The 23,172-nt window shown below is 38.0% G+C and carries 16 protein-coding genes and 1 pseudogene; 10 read left to right on the forward strand and 7 right to left on the reverse strand.

Annotated features, from left to right (window positions below; genetic code table 11):
- The first annotated feature begins 125 nt into the window (after positions 1-125).
- Positions 126-1,976 (forward strand): hypothetical protein, encoded by a 1,851-nt coding sequence (locus ACQR30_RS12250; protein WP_429735490.1) that lies wholly within the window; start codon positions 126-128, stop codon positions 1,974-1,976.
- A gap of 129 nt (positions 1,977-2,105) precedes the next feature.
- On the opposite strand, the gene ACQR30_RS12255 is transcribed toward ACQR30_RS12250, so the two are convergent.
- The 4 genes from ACQR30_RS12255 to ACQR30_RS12270 form a co-directional block, all read right to left on the reverse strand.
- Positions 2,106-3,689, reverse strand: a complete 1,584-nt coding sequence (locus ACQR30_RS12255; protein ID WP_429735492.1) for a peptide chain release factor 3 — start codon at positions 3,687-3,689, stop codon at positions 2,106-2,108.
- Between the two features lie 122 nt (positions 3,690-3,811).
- Positions 3,812-3,964, reverse strand: coding sequence for a lmo0937 family membrane protein (locus ACQR30_RS12260; protein ID WP_429735494.1), 153 nt, complete (start codon positions 3,962-3,964; stop codon positions 3,812-3,814).
- A gap of 126 nt (positions 3,965-4,090) precedes the next feature.
- Positions 4,091-5,974 (reverse strand): ABC-F family ATP-binding cassette domain-containing protein, encoded by a 1,884-nt coding sequence (locus ACQR30_RS12265; protein ID WP_429735496.1) that lies wholly within the window; start codon positions 5,972-5,974, stop codon positions 4,091-4,093.
- Between the two features lie 64 nt (positions 5,975-6,038).
- Positions 6,039-6,992, reverse strand: coding sequence for a lipid A-modifier LpxR family protein (locus tag ACQR30_RS12270; RefSeq protein ID WP_429735499.1), 954 nt, complete (start codon positions 6,990-6,992; stop codon positions 6,039-6,041).
- Positions 6,993-7,253: 261 nt separating this feature from the next.
- On the opposite strand from ACQR30_RS12270, the gene nadC reads away from it, so the two are divergent.
- The 9 genes and pseudogenes from nadC to uvrA all read left to right on the forward strand — a co-directional run bounded on the left by nadC (position 7,254) and on the right by uvrA (position 18,512).
- Positions 7,254-8,105 carry a carboxylating nicotinate-nucleotide diphosphorylase gene (gene nadC / locus ACQR30_RS12275; RefSeq protein ID WP_429735501.1) on the forward strand — a complete coding sequence of 284 codons (852 nt, stop codon included), beginning with the start codon at positions 7,254-7,256 and terminating at the stop codon, positions 8,103-8,105.
- 13 nt (positions 8,106-8,118) lie between these two features.
- Positions 8,119-8,463: a translation initiation factor gene (locus ACQR30_RS12280; protein WP_429735503.1), complete on the forward strand. Its 345-nt coding sequence runs from the start codon at positions 8,119-8,121 to the stop codon at positions 8,461-8,463.
- Positions 8,464-8,588: 125 nt separating this feature from the next.
- Positions 8,589-9,257, forward strand: a complete 669-nt coding sequence (gene deoC, locus ACQR30_RS12285; RefSeq protein ID WP_429735505.1) for a deoxyribose-phosphate aldolase — start codon at positions 8,589-8,591, stop codon at positions 9,255-9,257.
- A 14-nt stretch (positions 9,258-9,271) separates the two neighbouring features.
- Positions 9,272-9,757: a GNAT family N-acetyltransferase gene (locus tag ACQR30_RS12290; protein ID WP_429735507.1), complete on the forward strand. Its 486-nt coding sequence runs from the start codon at positions 9,272-9,274 to the stop codon at positions 9,755-9,757.
- 15 nt (positions 9,758-9,772) lie between these two features.
- The gene (locus ACQR30_RS12295) at positions 9,773-10,954 is read left to right on the forward strand and encodes a M20 metallopeptidase family protein (RefSeq protein WP_429735509.1); all 1,182 of its coding nucleotides are present in this window, start codon (positions 9,773-9,775) and stop codon (positions 10,952-10,954) included.
- A gap of 129 nt (positions 10,955-11,083) precedes the next feature.
- A complete protein-coding gene (locus ACQR30_RS12300) occupies positions 11,084-13,426 on the forward strand; it encodes an NADP-dependent malic enzyme (protein ID WP_429735511.1) in 2,343 nt (780 codons plus the stop codon).
- 296 nt (positions 13,427-13,722) lie between these two features.
- A complete protein-coding gene (locus tag ACQR30_RS12305; protein ID WP_429735513.1) occupies positions 13,723-14,466 on the forward strand; it encodes an MlaE family ABC transporter permease in 744 nt (247 codons plus the stop codon).
- A gap of 65 nt (positions 14,467-14,531) precedes the next feature.
- Positions 14,532-15,509 carry a YpdA family putative bacillithiol disulfide reductase gene (locus ACQR30_RS12310; RefSeq protein ID WP_429735515.1) on the forward strand — a complete coding sequence of 326 codons (978 nt, stop codon included), beginning with the start codon at positions 14,532-14,534 and terminating at the stop codon, positions 15,507-15,509.
- Between the two features lie 135 nt (positions 15,510-15,644).
- Positions 15,645-18,512, forward strand: a pseudogene (gene uvrA, locus ACQR30_RS12315) (excinuclease ABC subunit UvrA).
- 397 nt (positions 18,513-18,909) lie between these two features.
- Here uvrA and ACQR30_RS12320 read toward each other — a convergent pair.
- The 3 genes from ACQR30_RS12320 to ACQR30_RS12330 all read right to left on the reverse strand — a co-directional run.
- A complete protein-coding gene (locus ACQR30_RS12320) occupies positions 18,910-20,157 on the reverse strand; it encodes a DEAD/DEAH box helicase (protein WP_429735517.1) in 1,248 nt (415 codons plus the stop codon).
- A 265-nt stretch (positions 20,158-20,422) separates the two neighbouring features.
- Positions 20,423-21,397, reverse strand: a complete 975-nt coding sequence (locus ACQR30_RS12325; RefSeq protein WP_429735519.1) for a 2-hydroxyacid dehydrogenase — start codon at positions 21,395-21,397, stop codon at positions 20,423-20,425.
- 175 nt (positions 21,398-21,572) lie between these two features.
- Positions 21,573-23,172: S8 family serine peptidase (locus ACQR30_RS12330; protein ID WP_429735521.1), on the reverse strand; the 1,600-nt coding region annotated here is incomplete at its 5' end.

Consider the following 23,172-nt stretch of genomic DNA (forward strand, 5'->3'; position numbering starts at 1 on the left):
AATATTACACGGTCCGTATAACCTCACCTATATGGGGTTGATCGTATGCTTACGTAGATAAGCCAATTAGTCCCTTATTATATAGTAGCTTTTTAGAATTAGGGTGGGGGAGATCCACTGATAATATGTGGTCGGAATTATTATATAATAGGAGTTTCGAGGAAGATGAAGCGCGATTGGGCGATTATGCCGGAGGGCGGTTAATAAAAGATATAGATGTTTCTAAGGAAGATTGGTGGCATTCTGGTTATGAAGCTGCTCAGTGGTATTTACATAAGGATTCTAGCGATAGGGAAAGCTATATGAAAATTTTCGATGGGACTTGGCCTCTTCCCGGCAATGGAAAGCGATGTGTAGAGTTGTTTAATAAATCTGCCGATAAGGACATTTTATTTTGCCAAGATAGTATTTATCTCCGCAAGGGAGTAAGTTACCAATTTGAAGGGCTTGTGAATAATCTTCAGGAATTTACCGCAGATAGTGTTACAAAAAAAACGGTTACCATTTCTATTTGTTTGTATAAGGAAAAAGATTTCTCCAGACCGCTTACGGAACAGACTATTGTAGTGAATACTGGTTATTTCAAAAATTATAAAGCTATCCTACCCGCTTTCAATTATGAAGGCCGTGGTACCTTTGCTATTGAAATTCATGCAGGAACCAAATTGAATGTGGATTTGTTATCCTTAATGCCAACCGATAATATAAAGGGTTGGCGAAAAGATGTGGTAACAGCCATGTTAGATAGCGTTCCTGTGGGGACTCTACGTTTCCCTGGCGGCTGTTTTGCCTCTACATATTTATGGCGTGATGGAATAGGTGATAAGCAGCAAAGAAAAATGATATTTGGTGCACTGTCAGATGGCGGAGGCAATGTTGTACAGGATGTAGGAACAGTTGAATTTTTAAACTTATGTAGACTTACAAACGCCTTGCCTGTATTAGACGTTGCAGTGATGCTCAATACCCCCGATTATGCTGCAGATTGGGTTGCATTTTGTAATGCGCCTATCAATGCGCTTCGCCACAGCGTAGGTTATAAAAAGCCATTTAGCGTAAAATATTGGGAAATGGATAATGAGCCTTATCGAAAATTTGATGCGATTACATATGCTCATAAATGTGTAGAGTTCTCAAAAGCCATGAAAAAAGTTGATCCTTCAATTAAAATAATTATGGCTAATTATTTTATTTACGGTCCTCAATTAAAGAAAATGCTTGAAATAGCAGGTCCATACATTGACATAGTAAATAAAAGGGAAAACCTAACATTTGAAGAATACAAGAAGACTTTAAATATAATCAATTCATATAACAAAGTACATGGGACACATATTCAAATGTGTGATACCGAGACAACTTTTCCATCGACAGCTGATAATGATGGAAGTGTTGATGGGCTAAATCATCAAATTAACGATGACACCACTTCGGAATTAAACAAGACCGTTCGTTGGGCCCATGGCATGAGTGGAATTAAGAACTACATAAAATTTCAAGATTTAGGAGGTAATTTTCTTTTTGCAAACTATTGGGCTTATGTCAATTCATATGGTGAAAATCTAATGAATGTAACTAAAGAAAATGTTTTTGTAAGTGCTCCCGGCAAGGCATATCGCTTTCTTGAATTAGCGAATTTATCGGTGCCAGTAAAAGTAAGTATTATCAGACCAGATAAAAAGATTATTGTGCAAGCCGGATGGAGCAAAGAAAAAAACAAGTTTATATTGATTTTGTTAAACTATAGCGATAAAATAGTTGCTCGAAATTTTGATCTTACCAAGCTTCATGTTAAATCTTTGGATTGTAATAAGAGCTATGCTGTATTTGCGAAAACTATGAACGATTTTAATGATCAAACCCATCCGAATGCAGTAAAAACGGAAATTTCCAGGCCTGTAATAAATGGTATACAGTTTCAATTAACAGCCAAACCTAACTCTGCTACATATTGGGAGTTTAACGTGGTTCGATAACTTTAAAGCGCTCATCATAATTGGGCGCGAAAATTACTTAAAGGTTATTTTTGTTGATTCGGTTTACAGATATTTTACGGCATTGATATCTTGAATGGCAATTTCTTATTTAAAAAGTATTTTCTAGTTCTACTTGTGAATCTCACTGGTAAAATGAAATTGGATATCTGGGTTGTTAGAGATTTCAGTATTTAAGAACCATTCACTTTGCGCTAAATAAACGGGATTGCCATCTTTGTCTTCGGCGGAGTTTTGTTGTTTAAAACGAAGAAACTCCTCCAACTTTTTATCCTCCTTGGAAGTAAGCCAACAAGCTTTGTAAAAAGGCAAAGTTCTAAATTCTACGGCTGCACCATATTCTTGTAACAAGCGATATTGGATTACTTCGAATTGTAATTCGCCCACGCAACCGATAATTTTTTTGTTACCGCCAAATTGCGTGAACAATTGCGCAACTCCTTCGTCGGTCAGTTGAGAAATACCTTTTTCCATTTGCTTTGTTTTCATCGGATCTTTATTTACTAACTCTTTGAAAATTTCCGGTGAAAAAGATGGGATACCGGTAAAGTAAAACCTTTCGCCTTCGGTAAGGGTATCACCAATTTTGAAATTACCTGTATCGAAAAGTCCTACCACGTCGCCAGGATAAGCATCTTCAATAATATCTTTGCTACGGGCCAAAAAGCTATAGGGGTTGCTGAAGCGAATATCTTTTTCTAAACGTACGTGTTTATAATATTTGTTGCGTTCAAATCTTCCGCTACAGACTCTTAAGAAAGCAATGCGGTCGCGGTGTTTCGGGTCTAAATTGGCATGTATTTTAAAAACGAACCCGCTAAATTTATCTTCACTGGCCGCGACTTCTCTAACGGTAGTTTCTCTATCTCTTGGTGTTGGTGCGATGCGAATAAAAGTATCCAGCATTTCTTTCACGCCGAAGTTATTAACGGCACTTCCAAAAAATACCGGAGCTACTTTTCCTTTTAAATAATCATCCACATCTAAATCTCCATAAACGCCATCTACCAATTCTACATCTTCCCGCAGAATATTGGCATCATGCTCTCCGATTTTTTTATCTAAAATTGAATCGTTTAAGTCTTTGATAACGGCGCTAGCATCTTCAGTTTTAGTGTTGGCAGCAAAAAGGATTAAATTCTTCTCATCCAGATTATATACACCTTTGAAGTCTTTACCACTATTAATAGGCAGGGTCATTGGATGTAAACTGATGTTGAGTTCTTTTTCTATTTCTTCCAACAAATCGAAGCGGTTTTTACCATCCCTATCCATTTTATTAATGAACACAATTACGGGTGTGTCGCGCATGCGACAAACCTCCATAAGGCGGCGTGTTTGATCTTCTACACCGTTTACGCTATCCACCACCAAAACAACGCTATCCACAGCCGTAAGTGTACGATAAGTGTCTTCTGCGAAATCTTTGTGACCGGGCGTATCTAATAAATTAATTAGAAAACCTTCATATTCAAATGTCATTACGGAAGTAGCAACAGAGATACCACGTTGCCTTTCAATTTCCATGAAATCGGAAGTAGCATGTTTTTTTATTTTGTTGCTTTTAACGGCGCCAGCTGTTTGAATGGCCCCGCCGAACAACAAAAACTTTTCTGTAAGTGTGGTTTTCCCCGCATCGGGGTGGGAAATGATGGCAAAACTCTTGCGCCTGTTAATTTCTTTTTCGTACTTCATAAGGTAAAATAGTGCGCAAAGGTAAAATATAATTTAGGAATAACGAATATTGAATAGTTTAGAACGTTAATTCCTAAATTATATGCATTATGAAGTATAGGCTATAGATGGAATGCCCTGTATTATACGGACTTTCCGGAAATAAGACGGAAGAGAATAGCGATGATAGCGAGAATCAATAGAATATGAATAAGACCGCCTACGTTGTAAACAAAGAAGCCTAAAATCCAACCGATAATTAAAATCACTGCAATGATGTACAATAGATTTGACATAGAATTAAATTTAGGATTGCAAAATAATACCTTAACTAACCTATAATACGCCAATCGTTAGTTATTAGATTATTTTGCAATATTCCTGCCAAAAATGAAACATCAATTTAATATAGGAGGCGCATGTTACATTAGTTCACTTAATTCTAACCAGCGCATTTCCTTCCCCTCAAGTGAAGAAGTTATTTCTCCGATGCGTTTACTATGCATGGATAGTGCATCGTAGCTGATATTTGAATCGCATAGTTCGTTTTCCAATTTCGATTTCTCGGCTTCTAGATCTGCAATTTCTTTTTCCAAGAGTTCAAATTCACGTTTCTCTTTGAAGCTCACGTTTTTTTTGGGAGTAGAAATCTCTTTTGGTTTTTGTAAGGGAATTTCTGTTTTTTGAGGCGGATTCCCTTTTTTGTTTTGTTCTTCTAATTTTTGTTGAATTCTGTACTGGGTATAATTTCCCGGAAAATCACGGATGTAACCGTCACCTTCAAAAACGAATAAGTGGTCTACCAACCTATCCATAAAATAACGGTCGTGTGAAACAATTAAAATACAACCTTGATAATCAGTTAGAAAATTTTCCAATACCGCCAAAGTGGGCAAATCCAAGTCGTTGGTAGGTTCGTCTAAGATTAAGAAATTTGGATTCCTGAATAAGATGGTTAGTAGCTGCAACCTTTTCTTTTCGCCACCACTTAAGGCATTAAGGTAGGTAAATTGCTTTTCAGGTGGAAAGAGGAAGAGCTCCAGAAACTGGGCTGCGCTTAGGCTTCCACCTTTGGCTAAAGGAAAACTTTCCGCGAAAGATTTCACATATTCTATCACGCGGAGGTTGTCTTTTATTTCCAAACCTTGCTGAGAAAAATTACCAAAAACCACCGTATCGCCAATATTTATTTTTCCACTATCTGCTTGTTCTAATTGCTGAATAATGTTGAGCAAAGTAGATTTCCCCATTCCATTTTTGCCAATTACACCTATTCGTTCGCCTTTGCTGAATGTATAGTCAAATCCTTTGATGATGGTCTTTTCACCATAACTTTTATAGATTTTTTTCAATTCGACCACTTTTCCGCCCAGACGACTCATTTTGGCTTCTAGCTGCAATTGGTTGTCTACAATCTTTTGTTTTGCTTTAGCTTCTACGTCGTAAAAATTATCCTGTCGTGATTTGCTTTTCGTTGTACGCGCTTTTGGTTGTTTACGCATCCATTCAAGTTCTTTGCGATATTCGTTTTTGGCTTTGTCGATGCTGGCCTGTTCACTTTCAATACGTGCGGCTTTCTTTTCCATGTAATTCTCGTAATCCCCTTTGTACACATACATTTGTGAACGTTCAAGTTCCCAAATTTCGTCACTTACAGCATCTAAAAAATAGCGGTCGTGCGTTACTAAAAGAAGTGTTACTTTTTCTTGATTTAAATAGTGCTCCAGCCACTCAATCATTTCTACATCCAGGTGGTTGGTTGGCTCATCCATCATTAGCAAAGTATGTTTGTGCTCAAAGCCAATATCTACAAGAGTTTTAGCGAGTGCAACCCGTTTGCGCTGACCGCCACTTAAAGAATTAACTTTTTGGTTAAAATTACTGATGTTTAGTTTGGCGAATATTTGTTGTATTTTGGCCTCGAAGTCCCAAGCATTGGATTCGTCCATTTTTTGCAGGGCATCTGTAATGGCGTCCCCATCTTCGGTTTCCATTGCTTGTTCATATTCTCTTATTACTTGTATTATTGGATGTGCATCGTGTAGCACATTTTCTAATACAGTCTTTTCTTCATCAAAATGCGGATCTTGTTCAAACAAAGCAACCGTAACGTCTTTGTGAATCCACAGTCTACCTTCATCGCAGGTTTCGTTTCCAGTTAATATTTTCAGTAAAGTGCTTTTACCCACACCATTGCGTGCAATTAAAGCAATTTTATCTCCTTCATTAATATGAAAAGAAATGTTGTTGAACAGTGGCGTGATGCCATAACTTTTGGTAAGCCCCTCGGCAGACAGATAATGCATTGCCGCAAAGATATAGTTTGAATGATGAATTACGAATTATGTCTGTTGAATTCCTAGCTTAACATTATTTCCCAAATTTATAACCAATTTTTATTTGCCCGTACCATTGCGGAGTTTGTTGTTCTTTGGCCTGTCGGCCTTCAAATATTACAGACGGACTAAAGGAAAAACGCTGCTTTGCATATTGCCATCCAAGTTGTTGCCTGTAGGCATATCTGTTGAGTGAGCCAGTAATTGGGCCTTTATTCTTTATAAATAACCCCCCTTGTACCGTAGCATTGTATAACTGATAGAAGAATTGCGGATAAAAATAAAAGAAACTCTCGAAACTTCGCTTTGCTGCATACTTTTTTTTGCTGATGCGCGATAGCCACAAAACACTTTGACTATTTTTTTCAAAGCGGCCTAATTGAAATAACATGCCCACATTTGCATTATCAAAAAAACTACCGGCATTGATTTTTATAATTGGTTTAAATGCCGTTGCATTTGTTTCAATTTTTGAGAAAATATTGGGTGACCATTTTAGAGCGACATTAGCACCAATACTCGTATTTAACTGAAATGGCCATTCAGTTGGAGAATAAGCACCAATAAATTTGTGTATAAATTTTTGTAATTGTTCACCTTGCGCCGGAGCTCCTATAACTCCCGCTAAAACATTCCATTCAAAAACCGATTCTTTTTTGGTAAAAATAGTCTGACCGTATTTCGCATAGAGCAAGGCTGTTACAGGTCTATCAATTTCTGAAGTCTTTTCGTAATCACCATTATATGCATTGTACATTAGTTGCCCAACTTCAATAGTGTGTATTTTTTTTCTTTCAGATTTCCCTATGATATTCAGATTAAAGGCTATGCCATTTGTGTAATAGCCATCGTTGCCCATCCAGAGGTAAGCATCGTTGTCTGAATTGATATTGACGTCATATTTATAACCCCGAACACTGTCTTGCTGCGCAGCTGAAAGAATTGGTATTAAGAGAAAAAAGAAATTAATTAATGCCGCCAATTTCATTTTAGCTATTCTTTTCTTGTCGTTCTTGGCTATTTATTCGTAAAACCAAGAACAGGTTATTGAAATTCCGCCTAAGATATAACTTTGTTTTGGAGTTGCCTTTAATTGAACAGATATTTTGAATATAGATATATGTCTGACCTGAGAACTATATAAGGCCTCAATTTGTCTAAAAGGATTTTAAAACCAATTTCCATCTTTCTCTTTTCCCTAATCAATCTTACCTTTGAATTCTTATTTTTACAAAATAGTATATTCATAATGAGAGCACTTGAGCACTTAATTTCTGAAGCATTAAAAGAAGATATTGGCGATGGAGATCACTCTGCGCTGAGTTGTATTCCTAAAGACAAGAAGGGGAAGGCTTTGCTAAAAATAAAGCAGGATGGCATTTTAGCCGGTATGGAAGTAGCGGAATCTATTTTCCATTTTGTAGAAAAGGAGGCGAAATTTATTTCGTTTAAAAAGGATGGTGAAGTTATGAGGTCTGGAGAAATAGCTTTTGAAGTAGAAGCCACTATGCAAACTATTTTGAGCTGTGAACGGCTTGTGCTGAATTGCATGCAAAGAATGAGTGGGATTGCGACACTCACACATCAATATGTAGAAAAGCTAAAGGGTTATCATACGAAAGTACTGGACACGCGTAAAACCACACCTAACTTTCGTTTATTAGAGAAAGAAGCTGTACGTATTGGTGGTGGTATTAACCATCGGTTTGCTTTGTATGATATGATAATGTTGAAAGACAATCATATAGATTTCTGTGGAGGTATTGAGCCGGCGATTAATAAAGCTTTTAATTATACCAAAGAAAAAAATCTATCTTTAAAAATAGAAATAGAAACACGTAACCTGAATGACGTCAAAGTAGTATGTGCAGCGGGAAAAGGGAAAGTTTTCAGGATAATGTTAGACAATTTTTCTCCAGAGCAAATTAGCGAAGCACTAGTGATAATTAATGGGGAATTTGAGACGGAAGCGAGCGGTGGTATTAATCTTGAGACGGTAGAAAGCTATGCTGCGACAGGTGTTGATTATGTTAGCGTAGGGGGATTAATTCATCAGGCTAAAAGTTTGGACCTAAGTTTGAAAGCAGAAATTAATGATTAATTAAGGGAGATAAATGAAAAAAAATACTAGTAACACCAGTGCATTTGTTTACAGCACCGACCCCAATTTCTCTCTTAATCAAGACGAAGAAAATGTAAAGACGTTATTGCCCCGAGACCAGAAATTACGTGTTTGGTTGGAAACAAAACATCGTGGCGGTAAGGCTGCATCAATTGTTGCCGGATTTGTTGGTTCGGAAGATGATTTGAAAGAATTGGGTAAAAGGATTAAAAATTTTTGTGGAACCGGTGGTACTGCTAAAGACGGGGAAATTATTATTCAGGGCGACCAGCGCGATAAGATATTACAGTGGCTGCAGAAGGAAGGTTATAAGCAAAGCAAGAAAGCCGGGGGCTAATTAATAAGGGACTGAAACTATAAGGAATGAGTGAGCTATCTCAGACCTTATTTCGCAAATTCTACAATATTTACTCTTTTCAACTGTGAGGCCTTTCAACATTTTAAACTTTTCAACGAAACAAAATGCAACTCAATCAATATATTGACCATACCATATTAAAACCTACAACGTTGATTTCGGATATTGAGAAACTATGTAGTGAAGCGAAACAATATCAATTTGCGGCAGTGTGTATACCTCCGCCATTTATAAGAAAAGCGAAAGAATTATTGCTTGGTAGTGCTGTAAAGACGGCTACGGTAATTGGCTTTCCTTTTGGTTATTCGGCCGTAGAGGCTAAGTTGGCTGAGGTATTGCTTGCGGTGGTGGATGATGTAGATGAACTAGATATTGTCATCAATTTGATCGCGCTAAAAAATAATGATTGGGAATATTTGGCCAACGAGATTAATTATCTTGTACCAATAATAAAAGAGAAAAATAAGGTTGTAAAGATAATTATAGAAAGTGGTGTATTGACGGACGAAGAAATCGTAAAGTGCTGCCAATTATATGGAGTTGCCGGGATCGATTATTTAAAAACCTCTACCGGTTACGCGCAGAACGGTGCGAGTGTACATGCGGTAAAACTGTTCCGTGAAAATTTACCGCCACACGTGCAAATAAAGGCATCGGGAGGTATTCGTGATTACGCTTTCGCAAAAGAATTAATTGAAGCCGGCGCGACAAGGTTGGGGTGTAGCTCGAGTGTGGCAATTGTTTCAGGAAAAACCGCCAACAGCGAATATTAAGATTATAATTATTTATGACCGTACATCTTCAATTTTATACTGAGGACTATTTTGCGCAAATAGAAGAATATCTTATTTCAGAAGATAGCTTGCAGATTACTGCGTCTCCGTTGAAATTGCTAGAAACAGCAAAAGTTAATAAAGATTATATTCCAATTGTGATCTTGGACCAAGATGACAGGCTGCTTATCGGATTCTTTGTGTTTAATCTTCGTCAAAGCACCTATCTAGAAATAATAAATAGAAACTGTATCTTACTAAGAGGGTTATCTTTGGATTATCGGTATATTGGTCAGGGTTTAGCCAAGCAGGCAATGCAATTAGTTCCGCAATTTGTGGCGCAACATTATCCGCTAATAAATGAAATTATTCTGGGCGTAAACGAGAATAATGAAATTGCCAGGAACTTGTATAGTGCTGTAGGATATTCTGCTATGGGAATTAGATCTCTGGGCAGGTCTGGATGGCAAGAGCTCCTGCACTTCATTTTGAAAAATTAAAATGATATTTATCAAATGTTGAAAGAAAAAATTAAAGCTTTAGCGGCGAAATACAAGGATGAATTTATTCAGGTTCGCCATCATTTGCATGCACACCCGGAATTGAGTTATCAAGAATTTAAGACATCAAAATTTGTTCAATCGAAACTCGCCGAATGGCGCATCCCATTTAGCATAAAAGCTACTACAGGTGTTGTTGGTCTTATTGAAGGTAAAAATCCTTCTTCAAGAATACTAGCTTTGCGTGCCGACATGGATGCATTGCCAATTTTAGAAGAGAATAACATTGAATACAAATCCTGTAATGTTGGTGTGATGCATGCTTGTGGTCACGATGTACATACAGCCTGTTTACTAGGTGCAGCCAAAATATTACAAGAAACAAAAGATGACTGGGAAGGAACCGTGAAACTAATTTTTCAGCCTGGAGAAGAACGGAATCCTGGCGGAGCTAGTTTGATGATAAAAGACGGCGTATTGGAAAATCCTGTACCACAAGGCATTATTGGCTTACATGTGCATCCGGGATTAGATTTTGGGAAATTGAGTTTTCGTAAAGGACGTGTAATGGCCAGTGCGGATGAATTATTTTTTACGATAAAAGCCGAGGGTGGTCACGCGGCTGCACCGCATATGACTGCTGATACTATTTTAATTGCTTCTAATTTAATTGTGAGTTTACAACAAATCATTAGTAGAAATTGCGACCCCCTGTCGCCATCTGTATTGTCTATTTGTTCTTTTCAAGGAGGAAATACGACAAACGTTATTCCGTCAGAAGTTCACCTCAAAGGTACTTTCAGGGCAATGGATGAAGCCTGGAGATATAAAGCGCACGAACTTATCCGCAAGCATGCAATAGGTTTGGTGGAGTCAATGGGCGCATCGGTCGATGTGTTGATTGATGTAGGGTATCCATGCGTAGATAATAATGATGAACTTACAGAAAATGCCTGGCATCTGGCGAACGATTTCTTAGGCGAAAAATTTGTAGAAGAGACTGAAATACGCATGGGTGCAGAGGATTTTGGGCATTACACACAGCAAATCCCTGGCTGTTTTTATCGTTTGGGTGTACGCAACGAATCAAAAGAAATTACACACAATGTACATACGCCCAAATTTAATGTTGATGAAAATGCGATTGAGACAGGCATGTCAATGATGGCTTGGTTGGGCGCAAATGCAGCAGTCTAAAAAGCCCTCTTTAGCCAGGAAAATAACAATTTGGCGTATATATTGAAGGCTTTTTGCATGTTTATTTAAAATATCTATACTGCCATTGCTTCTTATCTATACCTTCGTTATTATAAAAAACAATGTTATATGTCAACTGATTCCAAGAAACAAGATGCGTTATTATATCACAGTCAAGGCCGGCCCGGCAAAATTGAGGTGGTGCCGACTAAAGAAGCAAAAACACAAAGAGATCTGTCTTTGGCGTATAGTCCGGGTGTTGCAGAGCCTTGTATGGAAATTTTTAGAAATGAAGAAGATGCCTATAAATATACGGCTAAAGGAAATTTAGTAGCTGTAATCAGTAATGGAACGGCTGTATTGGGCTTAGGTAATATTGGTGCGCAAGCCGGGAAGCCGGTCATGGAAGGCAAGGGTGTATTGTTCAAAGTATTTGCTGATATCGACGTATTTGATATTGAAATAAACGAAACTGACCCTGAGAAATTTGTGCAGATTGTAAAGTCATTGGAACCCACGTTTGGCGGTATCAATCTTGAAGATATTAAAGCACCGGAATGCTTTTATATAGAGAAGCATCTGAAAGAACAGATGAAGATTCCTGTAATGCATGATGACCAGCATGGGACTGCTATCATTAGTGGCGCTGCATTGTTGAATGCATTGGAAGTTCAAGATAAAGATATAAAAGATGTACATTTTGTGATTAGTGGCGCCGGTGCGGCGGCAATGGCTTGTGTGCAAATATATGTTGCGCTGGGGGCACAATACAAAAATTTTACAATGTTCGACATTGATGGCGTGTTGCATAAAGGACGAACGGATTTGGGAGAAATAAGGGAAAAATTTGCAATAGATAATGCGAACACCACTTTGGCAGATGCTGTTAAAAATGCAGATGTATTTATTGGCCTTAGTGCGCCGAATGTTTTAACGCAGGATATGGTAAAAACAATGGCTCCTAAACCTATTGTTTTTGCCATGGCGAATCCTAATCCGGAAATAAGTTATGATGATGCGAAAGCTGTTCGCGACGATATAATTATGGCTACTGGTCGCAGTGATTATCCTAATCAAGTAAATAATGTATTGGGTTTTCCTTATATTTTTAGAGGTGCATTGGATGTACGTGCGACTCAGATTAATGAGGCGATGAAACTTGCTGCTGTAAAAGCTTTAGCGGACTTGGCCAAAACACCCGTACCCGATAGTGTAACTATGGCTTACACACAGAAAAATATGATTTTTGGGCCGGATTATATTATTCCTAAACCACTGGACCCACGTTTATTGGCAACTGTTTCACCTGCGGTAGCAAAAGCTGCAATGGAAAGCGGCGTAGCGAAACAGCCCATTACCGATTGGGAAAACTATACAGTCGAATTAAATAAACGCCTTGGTTTAGATAACCAGGTGATACGCGCTATCGGTGGCCGTGTGCGCAAAAATCCGAAGCGTATCGTATTTGCTGAAGCGGACAATCATAAAGTATTAAAAGCTGCTTCTGTGGTTTACGAAGAAGGAATTGGTTATCCTATTTTGTTGGGCGATAAAAATAAAATCGAAGCCATCGCTTCTGAGAACGGATTGAATATTGAGGAGTTTCCCATTATTAATCCAATGGACGAAAGTATGTTGGAGACGAGAATGAACTTTGCTGATTTATTTTTTGAAAAACGTCAGCGTAAAGGGTATAATTATCATGAGAGTAAAAAGCGCATGTTTGATCGTAACTATTTTGGTTGTATGATGGTGGAAACCGGCAGCGCAGATGCTATGATATCGGGGCTTACAAAGAACTATGCGGAAGCAATAAGAGCGGCTTTACAGGTGATCGGTGTTGAAAAAGGGGTCAACAAAATTGCAGGAATGTATTTGTTGTTGACTAAAAAGGGCCCTTTGTTTTTGGCTGACACTACTATTAACTTCAACCCCACGGCGGAAGAGTTGGCCGAGATTACTTTAATGGTCGCTCGTGAAGTGGGTAACTTCAATATTACGCCACGCGTTGCAATGTTGAGCTACAGCAATTTTGGGAGTAATCCATCGTCTGAAGCTAGATTGGTTGCGGAGGCTACTCGCATTGTAAAACAAAAAAATCCATCTTTGGTCGTTGATGGTGAAATGCAGGCATGGTTGCCCTTTAATAAAGAAGTTTTAAAAGAAAATTATGCTTTTAGTTCTTTAGTTGATCAAGATGTGAATACATTGATATTCCCTAATCTTACTTCTGGAAACGTCGCTTACAACTTATTGAAGGAGGTGGGGGATGCGGAGTTGATAGGTCCGATATTGCTGGGATTGAAGAAGCCTGTGCATGTGTTGCAGTTAGGAAGTTCAGTACGCAATATTATTAATATGGCCAATATCGCAGTATTGGATGCACAAATGAAATGTGCCAACCACAGCAATGAAGATTTGATAAAATCGAAATATTGGATGAAACTGAAAAAGACAATGGGTCTGGGATAAAACAAACTCATCATTTGCAATGAAATGGAGTGAAGTCTCTGGAGTAAGGAACCGGGGGACAATCTTCCAGTAAGATTGATTTTGCTGGTCTGAGATTGTAACTTCTCTGTTCGACATATGAAGTTCATTTATAGAGTTATGGAAGTAGATCAAGTGTTACCACATTGAACTGTAGCACTTAAAAAGTGTTAATAATTTTAAACCACAACTATACAGATGTGACATTTCATTAATCCTGCGGTAAAAAACTTTGTGCTACTTTATAAAAGTCTTAATTTGCGTGATATAAGATTTCTATGTTTTCTACCTTACTCACACATATCGGTCAGTATTTGTTAATGTTAAAGGCAATGTTCTCAAAGCCGGAAAATTTTAAGATGTACTGGAAGGAGTTCATGACCCAGTGCTATGAAATTGGCTATGGCTCTTTGCCGATTGTTGTAATTATTTCCATTTTTCTTGGTGCGGTTACTACCGTGCAAACAGCTTATCAGTTGGTGAGCCCACTTGTGCCTCAGGCCACTATTGCACAGATTGTGCGTGATAGTATGTTGTTAGAATTGTCTCCCACGGTCTTGAGCATTGTGCTTGCAGGTGTAATTGGCAGTAAAATAGCTTCTGAGTTAGGTAACATGCGCGTTTCAGAGCAGATAGATGCTTTAGAAATTATGGGTGTGAGTCCATCAACTTATTTAGTTTTTCCTAAAATATTGGCGTCCATCGTAGTGATTCCATGTTTGATTGTTATTTCCTTCGTAGTGGGCATTTGGGGTGGACGTATTGCAGGTAACTTTTCGGGCGTTATTTCAAATAATGTTTTTGATATGGGCGTAAGGAAAAATTTTAGTTCTTTTAGTGTGGTTTTTGCCTTGATAAAGGCATATACTTTTGCCTTTTTGATTAGTAGTATTTCTGCGTATTTTGGATATAATGTAAAAGGAGGCTCTCTTGAAATTGGCCGGGCAAGTACCAAGGCGGTAGTTGTAAGTTGTATAATGATATTGTTGGCAGATTATATCTTGGCTGCACTCCTATTGTAATAGTAGTGAAATTTCCATTTGGAGACAAATACTATTATTTCGATAAATTCTTAAATCAGATAAAATTGAAAGACTTAGATATAATAATTATTGGTGCAGGCCCTATCGGCTTGGCCTGTGGAATAGAAGCACAAAAAGCCGGGCTAAATTATGTAATTATAGAAAAAGGCGCTTTAGTAAATAGCCTTTTTAATTATCCCCTTTTTATGACTTTCTTCTCTACTGCTGATAGGTTGGAGATTGGTAACATTCCTTTTATGTGCCTCGCTCCAAAGCCTGGCAGACAGGAGGCTTTGGAATATTATAGAAGTGTAGCTAATAATAAAAAATTAAATATCAACTTATACGAAGAAGTTGAAAAGGTCGATAAGCAGGAAGATGAAAGTTTTATTGTGGTTACTTCCAAATCGGAATACAGAACCAAGAATGTAATTGTTGCCACTGGCTTTTATGATATTCCTATTTATATGAATATTTTGGGCGAAAACCTGTCCAAAGTCCGACATTATTATAAAGAGCCGCACGAATATGTAATGCAAAAGGTACTGGTTGTAGGGGCTAACAATTCTGCAGTAGATGCTGCCTTGGAAATATGGCGGAAAGGAGGTGATGTAACAATGGTTATACGCGGCGATCAAATTGGTGAGCGAGTAAAATATTGGGTAAAGCCCGATATTGAAAATCGTATTAAAGAAGGAAGTATTAAGGCCTATTTTAATGCAGAATTATTAGAGATTACAGATAAGGTAGTAAAGATAAAAACGGCGGAGAAAGAAATTATTTCTTTAGAAAATGATTTTGTTTTGGCACTTACTGGCTTTCGCCCCAATTTTGAAATGTTGCAAAATTTTGGCATTCAAATAAATCGACAAGAACAATGTTTTCCTACACATAATTTGGAAACGATGGAGACGAATATTGCGGGCCTGTTTTTGGCTGGTGTGGTTTGCGGCGGATTAAATACGCATAAATGGTTTATAGAAAATTCAAGAATACATGCTGTAAAAATTGTAGAATATATTTTGGGTAAGAAATTTCTATAATGTTATCCTTTTAAAGTACGGTCTTTCTCTCTATAATTAAGGGAGCTGAGGAAAATGTATAAGGATAATTACATGCAAAGGAGCAATTATTTTGGATGTTTCATATTGTGGTTCCAGATGATTAAAAACAGATAGGTGAAAAAAGAAAAGGTGGTGCAACAAAACAATAGTAATGATGTAATAGAGGTAGTTGGTGCGCGTGAACACAACTTGAAAAACATCGAGCTATCTATCCCTAAAAATAGAATGGTGGTTTTTACCGGTGTTTCAGGAAGCGGTAAATCGTCTTTAGCATTCGATACTTTATATAACGAAGGTCAGCGTCGTTATATGGAGAGTTTTAGTGCTTATGCACGCCAGTTTATGGGCGATATGGAGAGGCCGGATGTTGATAAGATTTCCGGACTAAGCCCAGTAATTTCCATTGAACAAAAAACTACAAATAAAAACCCCCGTTCAACGGTAGGTACAGTTACTGAAGTATATGATTTTTTGAGGTTGCTATATGCGCGTATTGGAGAAGCTTTTAGCTAAAACACGGGGAAAAAGATGGTGAAGTTTAGTGAAGAAGAAATTGTAAACGATATTTTTCAAAAACAATTCGATAAAAAAATAACGATACTTGCGCCGGTAGTTCGTGGTCGAAAAGGCCATTACCGAGAACTTTTTGAAGAAACACGAAAGAAGGGGTTTGTAAAGATGCGCATTGATGGAGAAGTACAGGACATCAAGCCCAACATGCAACTGGATCGGTATAAAATTCACGATATTGAAATTGTTGTCGATCGTTTGCAAGTGACGGACGCGATGAAAGTGCGGTTGTCGCAAAGTGTTCAGCAGGCCCTGAAGATAGGGAAGGAATTGGTTTTTATTTTGATGAATGATACGCAAAAAGTAGAACAGTATTCTAAACAATTGGTTTGCGCAGATACAGGTATCAGTTACGAGGAACCATCTCCTAATTCTTTCTCCTTTAATTCTCCGTATGGTGCTTGTCCGCGCTGCAAGGGTTTAGGACAAGTATATGCTATTGCTACGGAATTATTAATGCCCGATCTCTCATTAAGCATCAAGCAAGGCGGTCTGGCGGCATTAGGTGAAGAACGCAATGCGAGTGTGTTTCAGCAGGTCGTATTATTTGCTAAAAAGCATAAAATAAGTTTGGATAAGCCTCTGAAAGAATTAACCAACGAGCAACTTGATTTATTATTATATGGTGATGGAGACGCCATTCATAGCATCGAGATTGATATGAATGATGAAACTATTCCACAAACTTATACGGGTAGTTACGAAGGTATTATACCTATGTTGAAACGATGGTTTACTTCTTCGGGGAGCACCGACTTTTTACGCGATTGGGTGCAAAAATTTATGGAACTTAAATCGTGTTCGGTTTGTGAAGGACAGCGATTAAAAAAAGAAAGTTTGTGGTTTAAAATTGATAAAAAAAATATCGCTGAATTAGGGGAAAAAGACCTAGATAAGTTATTTGATTGGTTTGCAGATATTGAATCGAGATTGTCAAAAAAACAAAACGCGATTGCAAAAGACATTTTGAAAGAGATCAGAGAGCGATTACAATTTTTATTAAATGTGGGACTTACTTATCTTACTTTAAATCGACCGACCCGTACCTTAAGCGGTGGCGAAAGTCAGCGGATAAGGCTTGCGACCCAAATAGGATCTCAGTTACAAGGCATCACCTATATTTTGGATGAACCATCCATTGGTCTGCATCAGAGAGATAATCATCGATTGATTGAAGCATTAAAACATTTGCGTGACATAGGGAATAGTGTCTTGGTCGTTGAACATGATAAAGATATTATGCTGGCATCGGATTATTTAATTGATATTGGCCCGAGAGCTGGAAAGCATGGTGGAACTATTGTTTTTGCGGGAACGCCTAATGATGTTTTGCATGCTAATACTGATACGGCTAAATATTTGAATGGAACGAAAAGCATTGCCGTTCCTAAAGAGCGTAGAAAAGGCAATGGTAATTTTATTGAAATCAAAGGTGCGAAAGGCAATAATCTGCAAAACCTGAATGTGCGATTTCCTTTGGGGAAATTGATTGTTGTTACAGGTGTTAGTGGTAGCGGCAAATCCACTTTGATAAATGAAACATTGTATCCGATACTTTCTCAATATTGTTACAAGTCAAAAACAAATCCGCTGGAATATAAGTCGGTGAGAGGCTTAGAGCATATAGATAAAGTAATTGAAATTGATCAGTCGCCTATTGGTCGTACACCGCGCAGTAATCCTGCAACTTATTGTGGTTTTTTTACTGATATTCGACTGTTGTTTGCTGCGTTGCCGGAGTCGAAAATCCGTGGTTACAATGCTGGCCGTTTTTCTTTTAATGTCAAAGGTGGTCGTTGTGATGTGTGTGAAGGCGGTGGTATGCGTGCAATAGAAATTAAATTATTACCAGATGTATACGTGCCTTGTGAAAAATGTAATGGTAAAAGATATAACCGGGAAACGCTGGAAATCCGTTACAAAGGGAAGTCTATCAGCGACGTCTTAAACATGACGGTAGATGATGCTGTAGAATTCTTTCAAGCCATTCCTTCTTTATTTAGAAAAATAAAAACCTTGCAGGATGTGGGTTTAGGTTATATTCATTTGGGCCAATCGGCTGTAACGTTGAGTGGTGGTGAAGCGCAGCGCGTAAAACTTTCTACGGAGTTAGCTAAAAAGGATACAGGTAAAACATTTTATATTTTAGATGAACCAACTACCGGATTGCATTTTAGCGACATACAACACCTATTGAATGTGGTCAATAAGTTGGCGGATAGAGGTAATACAGTTTTAATTATCGAACATAATTTAGATGTGATAAAAGTGGCCGACCATATTATTGATCTTGGCCCCGAAGGCGGCAGTGGGGGAGGTGAAATCTTATTTGAAGGTACACCGGAAGCCATGCTGAAAATCAAAAAAGGATTTACCGTTACATATTTAAAAGAAGAAATGATCCAAAAATGATTATAAGACGACTAATGATGGCTCATGGTGGCATGCAGCCATAAGGGTGTTTGATTTAGTGGATAAAAAATAGCTTGACTTTCTTATCGCTTATTCTTCAAATTCTTCGTTTTCCGGTTCGCTTCAAGCAAATATATCCACATAGGATTTCCTAGGCCAAGCGAATGGACCTGGGACCAGGGGCTATTGTTTACTGTCCCAAAGTAAATTCTCAAAAGCTATTTGGAGGTCTATTGATACGCTTTTATCCAAGGTTATACGACAGAAGAAAGGGTTTCCACGTTTCCACATTCTATATTATGGCAGCCTGGACGGTAATGATATAGAATGATTATAGGAACGACTAAATTATGGAAATGATGTTTGAACTTACGCTAATAGGAGATGGGGGCTTAAATTATTTGGCAGGTTTTGAATTTCTATTCGAAGGCCTTTCGCTTCTGTTGTTGTTGGGTCTTTGTTTTTTAAAGTTTGGTTGAGGTTGTTTTGGTAATATTCGTTGTGCCAATGCACCTGCTTCAATAGGATAAGGATGGCCTTCCATTATGGGGATACTTTTGCCGATTAATTTTTGAATATCTTTTAGTTCAGTTCTTTCTTCTATATCGCAAAAGGAAATTGCAGTACCCAGGTTCCCTGCTCTGCCTGTGCGTCCGATCCGATGGACATAAGTTTCTGGAACATTGGGTAAGTCATAATTAAATACATATTTTAAATCATCGATGTCAATGCCTCTGGCGGCAATATCTGTAGCCACTAAAACGGTTAGTTCTCCAGTTTTAAATCCCTTCAAAGCATTCTGACGATTGTTTTGACTTTTATTTCCATGAATTGCCGCCGCTTTTATATTCGCATGATGCAACATTTTGACTACTTTGTCGGCGCCATGTTTGGTACGTGCAAATACGAGAGCAGTTTCTATGGAAAATTTTTTCAGTAGATGCAATAACAATTTCGGTTTGTCAGCTTTATTGGTATAATAAAGACTTTGCTCTATTTTATCGACTGTAGAAGAAGGAGGTGTTACGGCGACTTGTGCAGGATTTGAAAGCAGAACTTCAGCTAATTTTTGAATTTCCGGCGGCATCGTCGCAGAGAAGAATAGTGTTTGTCTATTAGCCGGAAGTTTTAGAATAACTTTTTTTACATCATGAATGAAACCCATATCCAGCATGCGATCTGCTTCGTCTAATACAAAGATCTCTAAATGCTTTAAGTTTATAAAACCTTGTCCCATGAGGTCTAATAATCTACCCGGTGTTGCAATTAATACATCCACACCACTTTTAAGTTTATTGGTTTGATGCAACTGAGAAACGCCACCGAAGATTACAGCATGGGAAATGCCTGTGTACTTGCCATAGGAGGCAAAACTTTCATCTATTTGAATAGCCAATTCTCTGGTCGGTGTGAGTACCAAAACTTTTATTCCTGGTACAGCTCTTTTGGCTGTGTAAAGAATTTGTAAGATGGGGATAGCAAAAGCTGCCGTTTTTCCGGTTCCTGTCTGGGCACATCCCAATACATCTCTTCTTTCCAATACTAAAGGAATGGCTTGAGACTGAATAGGTGTAGGATTGCTGTATCCTTCTGCTTCTAATGCTTTGAGGATCGGATCGATAATCGATAAATTTCTAAATGGCATTGCCTGTTTAATATTAATATAAAGCTGGGAGACGTTGTTTTTTCTGAGTCAGCGAAGTGTATTTTAAATCCACGAGGCTAACAACTTGCCAAAAAGTGAGTGGAATACCGCAAAGTTAGTTCTTATTAGCCAAAGAATTTCTTTTGTAAGCAGTTGTACTGAAATCATCGGCAATACAGAAGATCTCATTTGGGAAAGGCATTAAGTTGGCATGTAATCTATTGCTTTATTTCTTAGCTTAACCAGTAAATAAATGCAAATTGTATTATTCATATATTTCTGGGTTGGCTACGAAAGGCATTCGTTTGCCTTGAAGTCCCGCAATAATATTTTGCGCGGCACGATCGGCCATAGCGGCTCTTGTTTCAATTGTAGCTGTGCCAATATGCGGTAATACACAGACCGTCGGCATAGATAATAAAGGGCTGTCTTTTCTTATGGGCTCCGGATTCGTGGCATCCAAGCCTGCACCCCATATAGAACCTGTTTGCAGGGCGTCAATTAAATCTTGTTCCTTGTGTAATCCACCTCTTGCGGTATTGATAAAGATAGAAGTAGGCTTCATTTTCTGAAAGCTAATTTTGTCAAAGATGTTCTTTGTTTTGTCTGAAAGGTTCGCATTGACAGATAATACATCACTTTGATGCAATAATTCTTCAAAGGAAACATATTGTGCATCAAGTTCTTGCTCCGCCATTTTATTGCGATTCCTATTGTGATAGATGATTGACATATTGTATGCCGCTCTGCATTTCTTTGCCAAATCCATTCCTATTCTTCCTAGCCCGAAAATGCCCAAAGTTTTTCCGTAAATTTCTATGCCTAAATTCGCTGTAGGTTCGATAAAATCCCATTTCCCATCGATAATCTGGTTACTCATATAAAATGCTTTTCGCGAAACAGCTAGCATCAAAAAAAAAGCAATGTCAGCTGTTGCAGCACTTACTACATCTGGAGTATGCCCAATTGCCATTTTATATTTATTGGCAGCGGCAATGTCTACATTATCGAATCCTACAGATAATAAGGAGATGGCTTTTATATTAGGGCAAGCTTTAAAAAACGCTTCATTTAATTCGTTGGGCCCGGCACTTAAAAATGCATCATATTTCTGGCAGATTTCTATTAATTTTTCTTGATTTAATTGAACTCTTTTTGCATACTGATCTACTTCCAGCCCAGCCTTTTGCATTAATTTTACACCATTCTCTGGAATAACTCTTGAACTAAAAACTTTCATATTTTATAATTTTTCCTTCTAGATTCATTGTAATTTATACAGATAAAGGTATTACAGCTGTTGCAGAAGAACAAATGCCGTTCAATTGAATCACTATTAATTCGTTGAAAAATAACATACAAAATCCCGAATGTTAGAGCCCACATTCAGGATTTCTTACGGAACTGGTTTGACATTAATTGCTCATTTTTTCGGCTAGTTTTATGGCATTGTACAAGTTTACTATGCCTCCAGAGATGCAAAGTGATTGCATAGAAACCTCCTTCCCTGTTGCGGGATTGGTAACCGGAAAATCTATCTTAGTGACAGATTGCATAATGATCTTTTTTACTTGGGGGGCGGTAAGCTTGGGAAAATAAGAACGAATAACTGCTGCAACACCCGCTACTACTGGTGATGCCATACTTGTACCGCTCAATTGTCCATAACTATTTTTGCCAGGAAGGGTAGAATATATTTGTACGCCGGGTGCAAATACGTCTACCGCTTTAGCACTAAAATTTGAAAACTCTGCGACGAGATCTTCTTTCATTGCACCACTTGCGCCCACGGTAATCATATTGTTAAAGGATTTACTGTCGTTTTTCCCGTAAAATTGAGTTGGAAAATTTGGGTCATCCGTCATGTCGGTGCCATCATTACCTGCTGCATGCACCAGCAATACATCGTGTTTTTGCGCATATTTAAATGCGTCTTCCACCCATTTACGATTAGGGGATAAACCTTTTCCAAAGCTCATATTGATAACTTTAGCTCCGTGATCTACCGCAAAACGAATGGCTAAGGCAATATCTTTATCGTGCTCATCACCATCAGGTACGGCTCTTAGTTCCATTAGCGCAACATTATCTGCAATGCCATCCATACCTAAATTGTTGTTTCTTTCAGCCCCTATGATACCTGAAACGTGCGTGCCATGCATTACATCACCTGCATCCACATTGCTATTGCCATAATATTTATCTTTAAAATTATTATAGTCATCTTTAACCACATCTGCACGATAATTTGGAGGTGGTGTAATAGGTAAAGTGGTCGCTATAATTAAACTATCTTCTAATTGTTTGAGCGCATTGGGTAATTCGACACTGTTCGTTCCCGACGCCACTTTTGCAAATAGGATACTATAGATTTGTTTTTCTGCGCTCGTTTTTCTGTCAATAGGGTCATAAGCCTTAACATCCTCTAATGTAAAGGAATCTTTGAGCATTAATTGTTTAAAATCGCTGATTCTAGGTAATAGAGCCGATAAGCTATGTAAAGATTTTGCTTCTTTGTATTGGGGTGACAATGTTAACTCAATAGTTCTTGCTTTTAGCCATTGGCTGTATAGTGCGCGATTTTTCTTTTTTACCTGATGAACATCTTTCACATTTTCAAAAAGTGGTTTGTATCTAAAGTAAACACGGTCTGCGACATACGAATCTTTGGTTACATTGACTGTATCATTTTTGCCACCCAAAAAATTCCACCCGTAATAATCATCTACATAACCATCTTTATCATTGTCTATTCCATCGCCGGGTATTTCTTTTGGGTTATGCCAAATTACATTTTTTAAATCTTCTTGTGCAGTATCTGCCCCTGCATCCACAATGGCCACGATTACTTTCTGAGATGTCTTGTTTTTTAATAAATCGGAATAAGCCTTGTCAGCGCTGATGCCATACACGCTATCAGTCGCATAATCGAGCATGTGCCAGTTAAGAGGGACTGCTTTCATTTTTTGAGCATGACTTTGAGTAGTCATGAAAGCAATACATAATAATAGTAAT

The sequence above is a fragment of the Arachidicoccus sp. genome, from assembly GCF_050436765.1.
In the GTDB taxonomy this organism is placed as follows: Bacteria; Bacteroidota; Bacteroidia; order Chitinophagales; family Chitinophagaceae; genus Arachidicoccus.

Coding starts and splice junctions, on each gene's coding strand:
- ACQR30_RS12250 (WP_429735490.1), top strand. CDS start 126: ATGTGGTCGGAATTATTATATAATAGGAGTTTCGAGGAAGATGAAGCG.
- ACQR30_RS12255 (WP_429735492.1), bottom strand. CDS start 3,689: ATGAAGTACGAAAAAGAAATTAACAGGCGCAAGAGTTTTGCCATCATT.
- ACQR30_RS12260 (WP_429735494.1), bottom strand. CDS start 3,964: ATGTCAAATCTATTGTACATCATTGCAGTGATTTTAATTATCGGTTGG.
- ACQR30_RS12265 (WP_429735496.1), bottom strand. CDS start 5,974: ATGCATTATCTGTCTGCCGAGGGGCTTACCAAAAGTTATGGCATCACG.
- ACQR30_RS12270 (WP_429735499.1), bottom strand. CDS start 6,992: ATGAAATTGGCGGCATTAATTAATTTCTTTTTTCTCTTAATACCAATT.
- nadC (WP_429735501.1), top strand. CDS start 7,254: ATGAGAGCACTTGAGCACTTAATTTCTGAAGCATTAAAAGAAGATATT.
- ACQR30_RS12280 (WP_429735503.1), top strand. CDS start 8,119: ATGAAAAAAAATACTAGTAACACCAGTGCATTTGTTTACAGCACCGAC.
- deoC (WP_429735505.1), top strand. CDS start 8,589: ATGCAACTCAATCAATATATTGACCATACCATATTAAAACCTACAACG.
- ACQR30_RS12290 (WP_429735507.1), top strand. CDS start 9,272: ATGACCGTACATCTTCAATTTTATACTGAGGACTATTTTGCGCAAATA.
- ACQR30_RS12295 (WP_429735509.1), top strand. CDS start 9,773: ATGTTGAAAGAAAAAATTAAAGCTTTAGCGGCGAAATACAAGGATGAA.
- ACQR30_RS12300 (WP_429735511.1), top strand. CDS start 11,084: ATGTCAACTGATTCCAAGAAACAAGATGCGTTATTATATCACAGTCAA.
- ACQR30_RS12305 (WP_429735513.1), top strand. CDS start 13,723: ATGTTTTCTACCTTACTCACACATATCGGTCAGTATTTGTTAATGTTA.
- ACQR30_RS12320 (WP_429735517.1), bottom strand. CDS start 20,157: ATGCCATTTAGAAATTTATCGATTATCGATCCGATCCTCAAAGCATTA.
- ACQR30_RS12325 (WP_429735519.1), bottom strand. CDS start 21,397: ATGAAAGTTTTTAGTTCAAGAGTTATTCCAGAGAATGGTGTAAAATTA.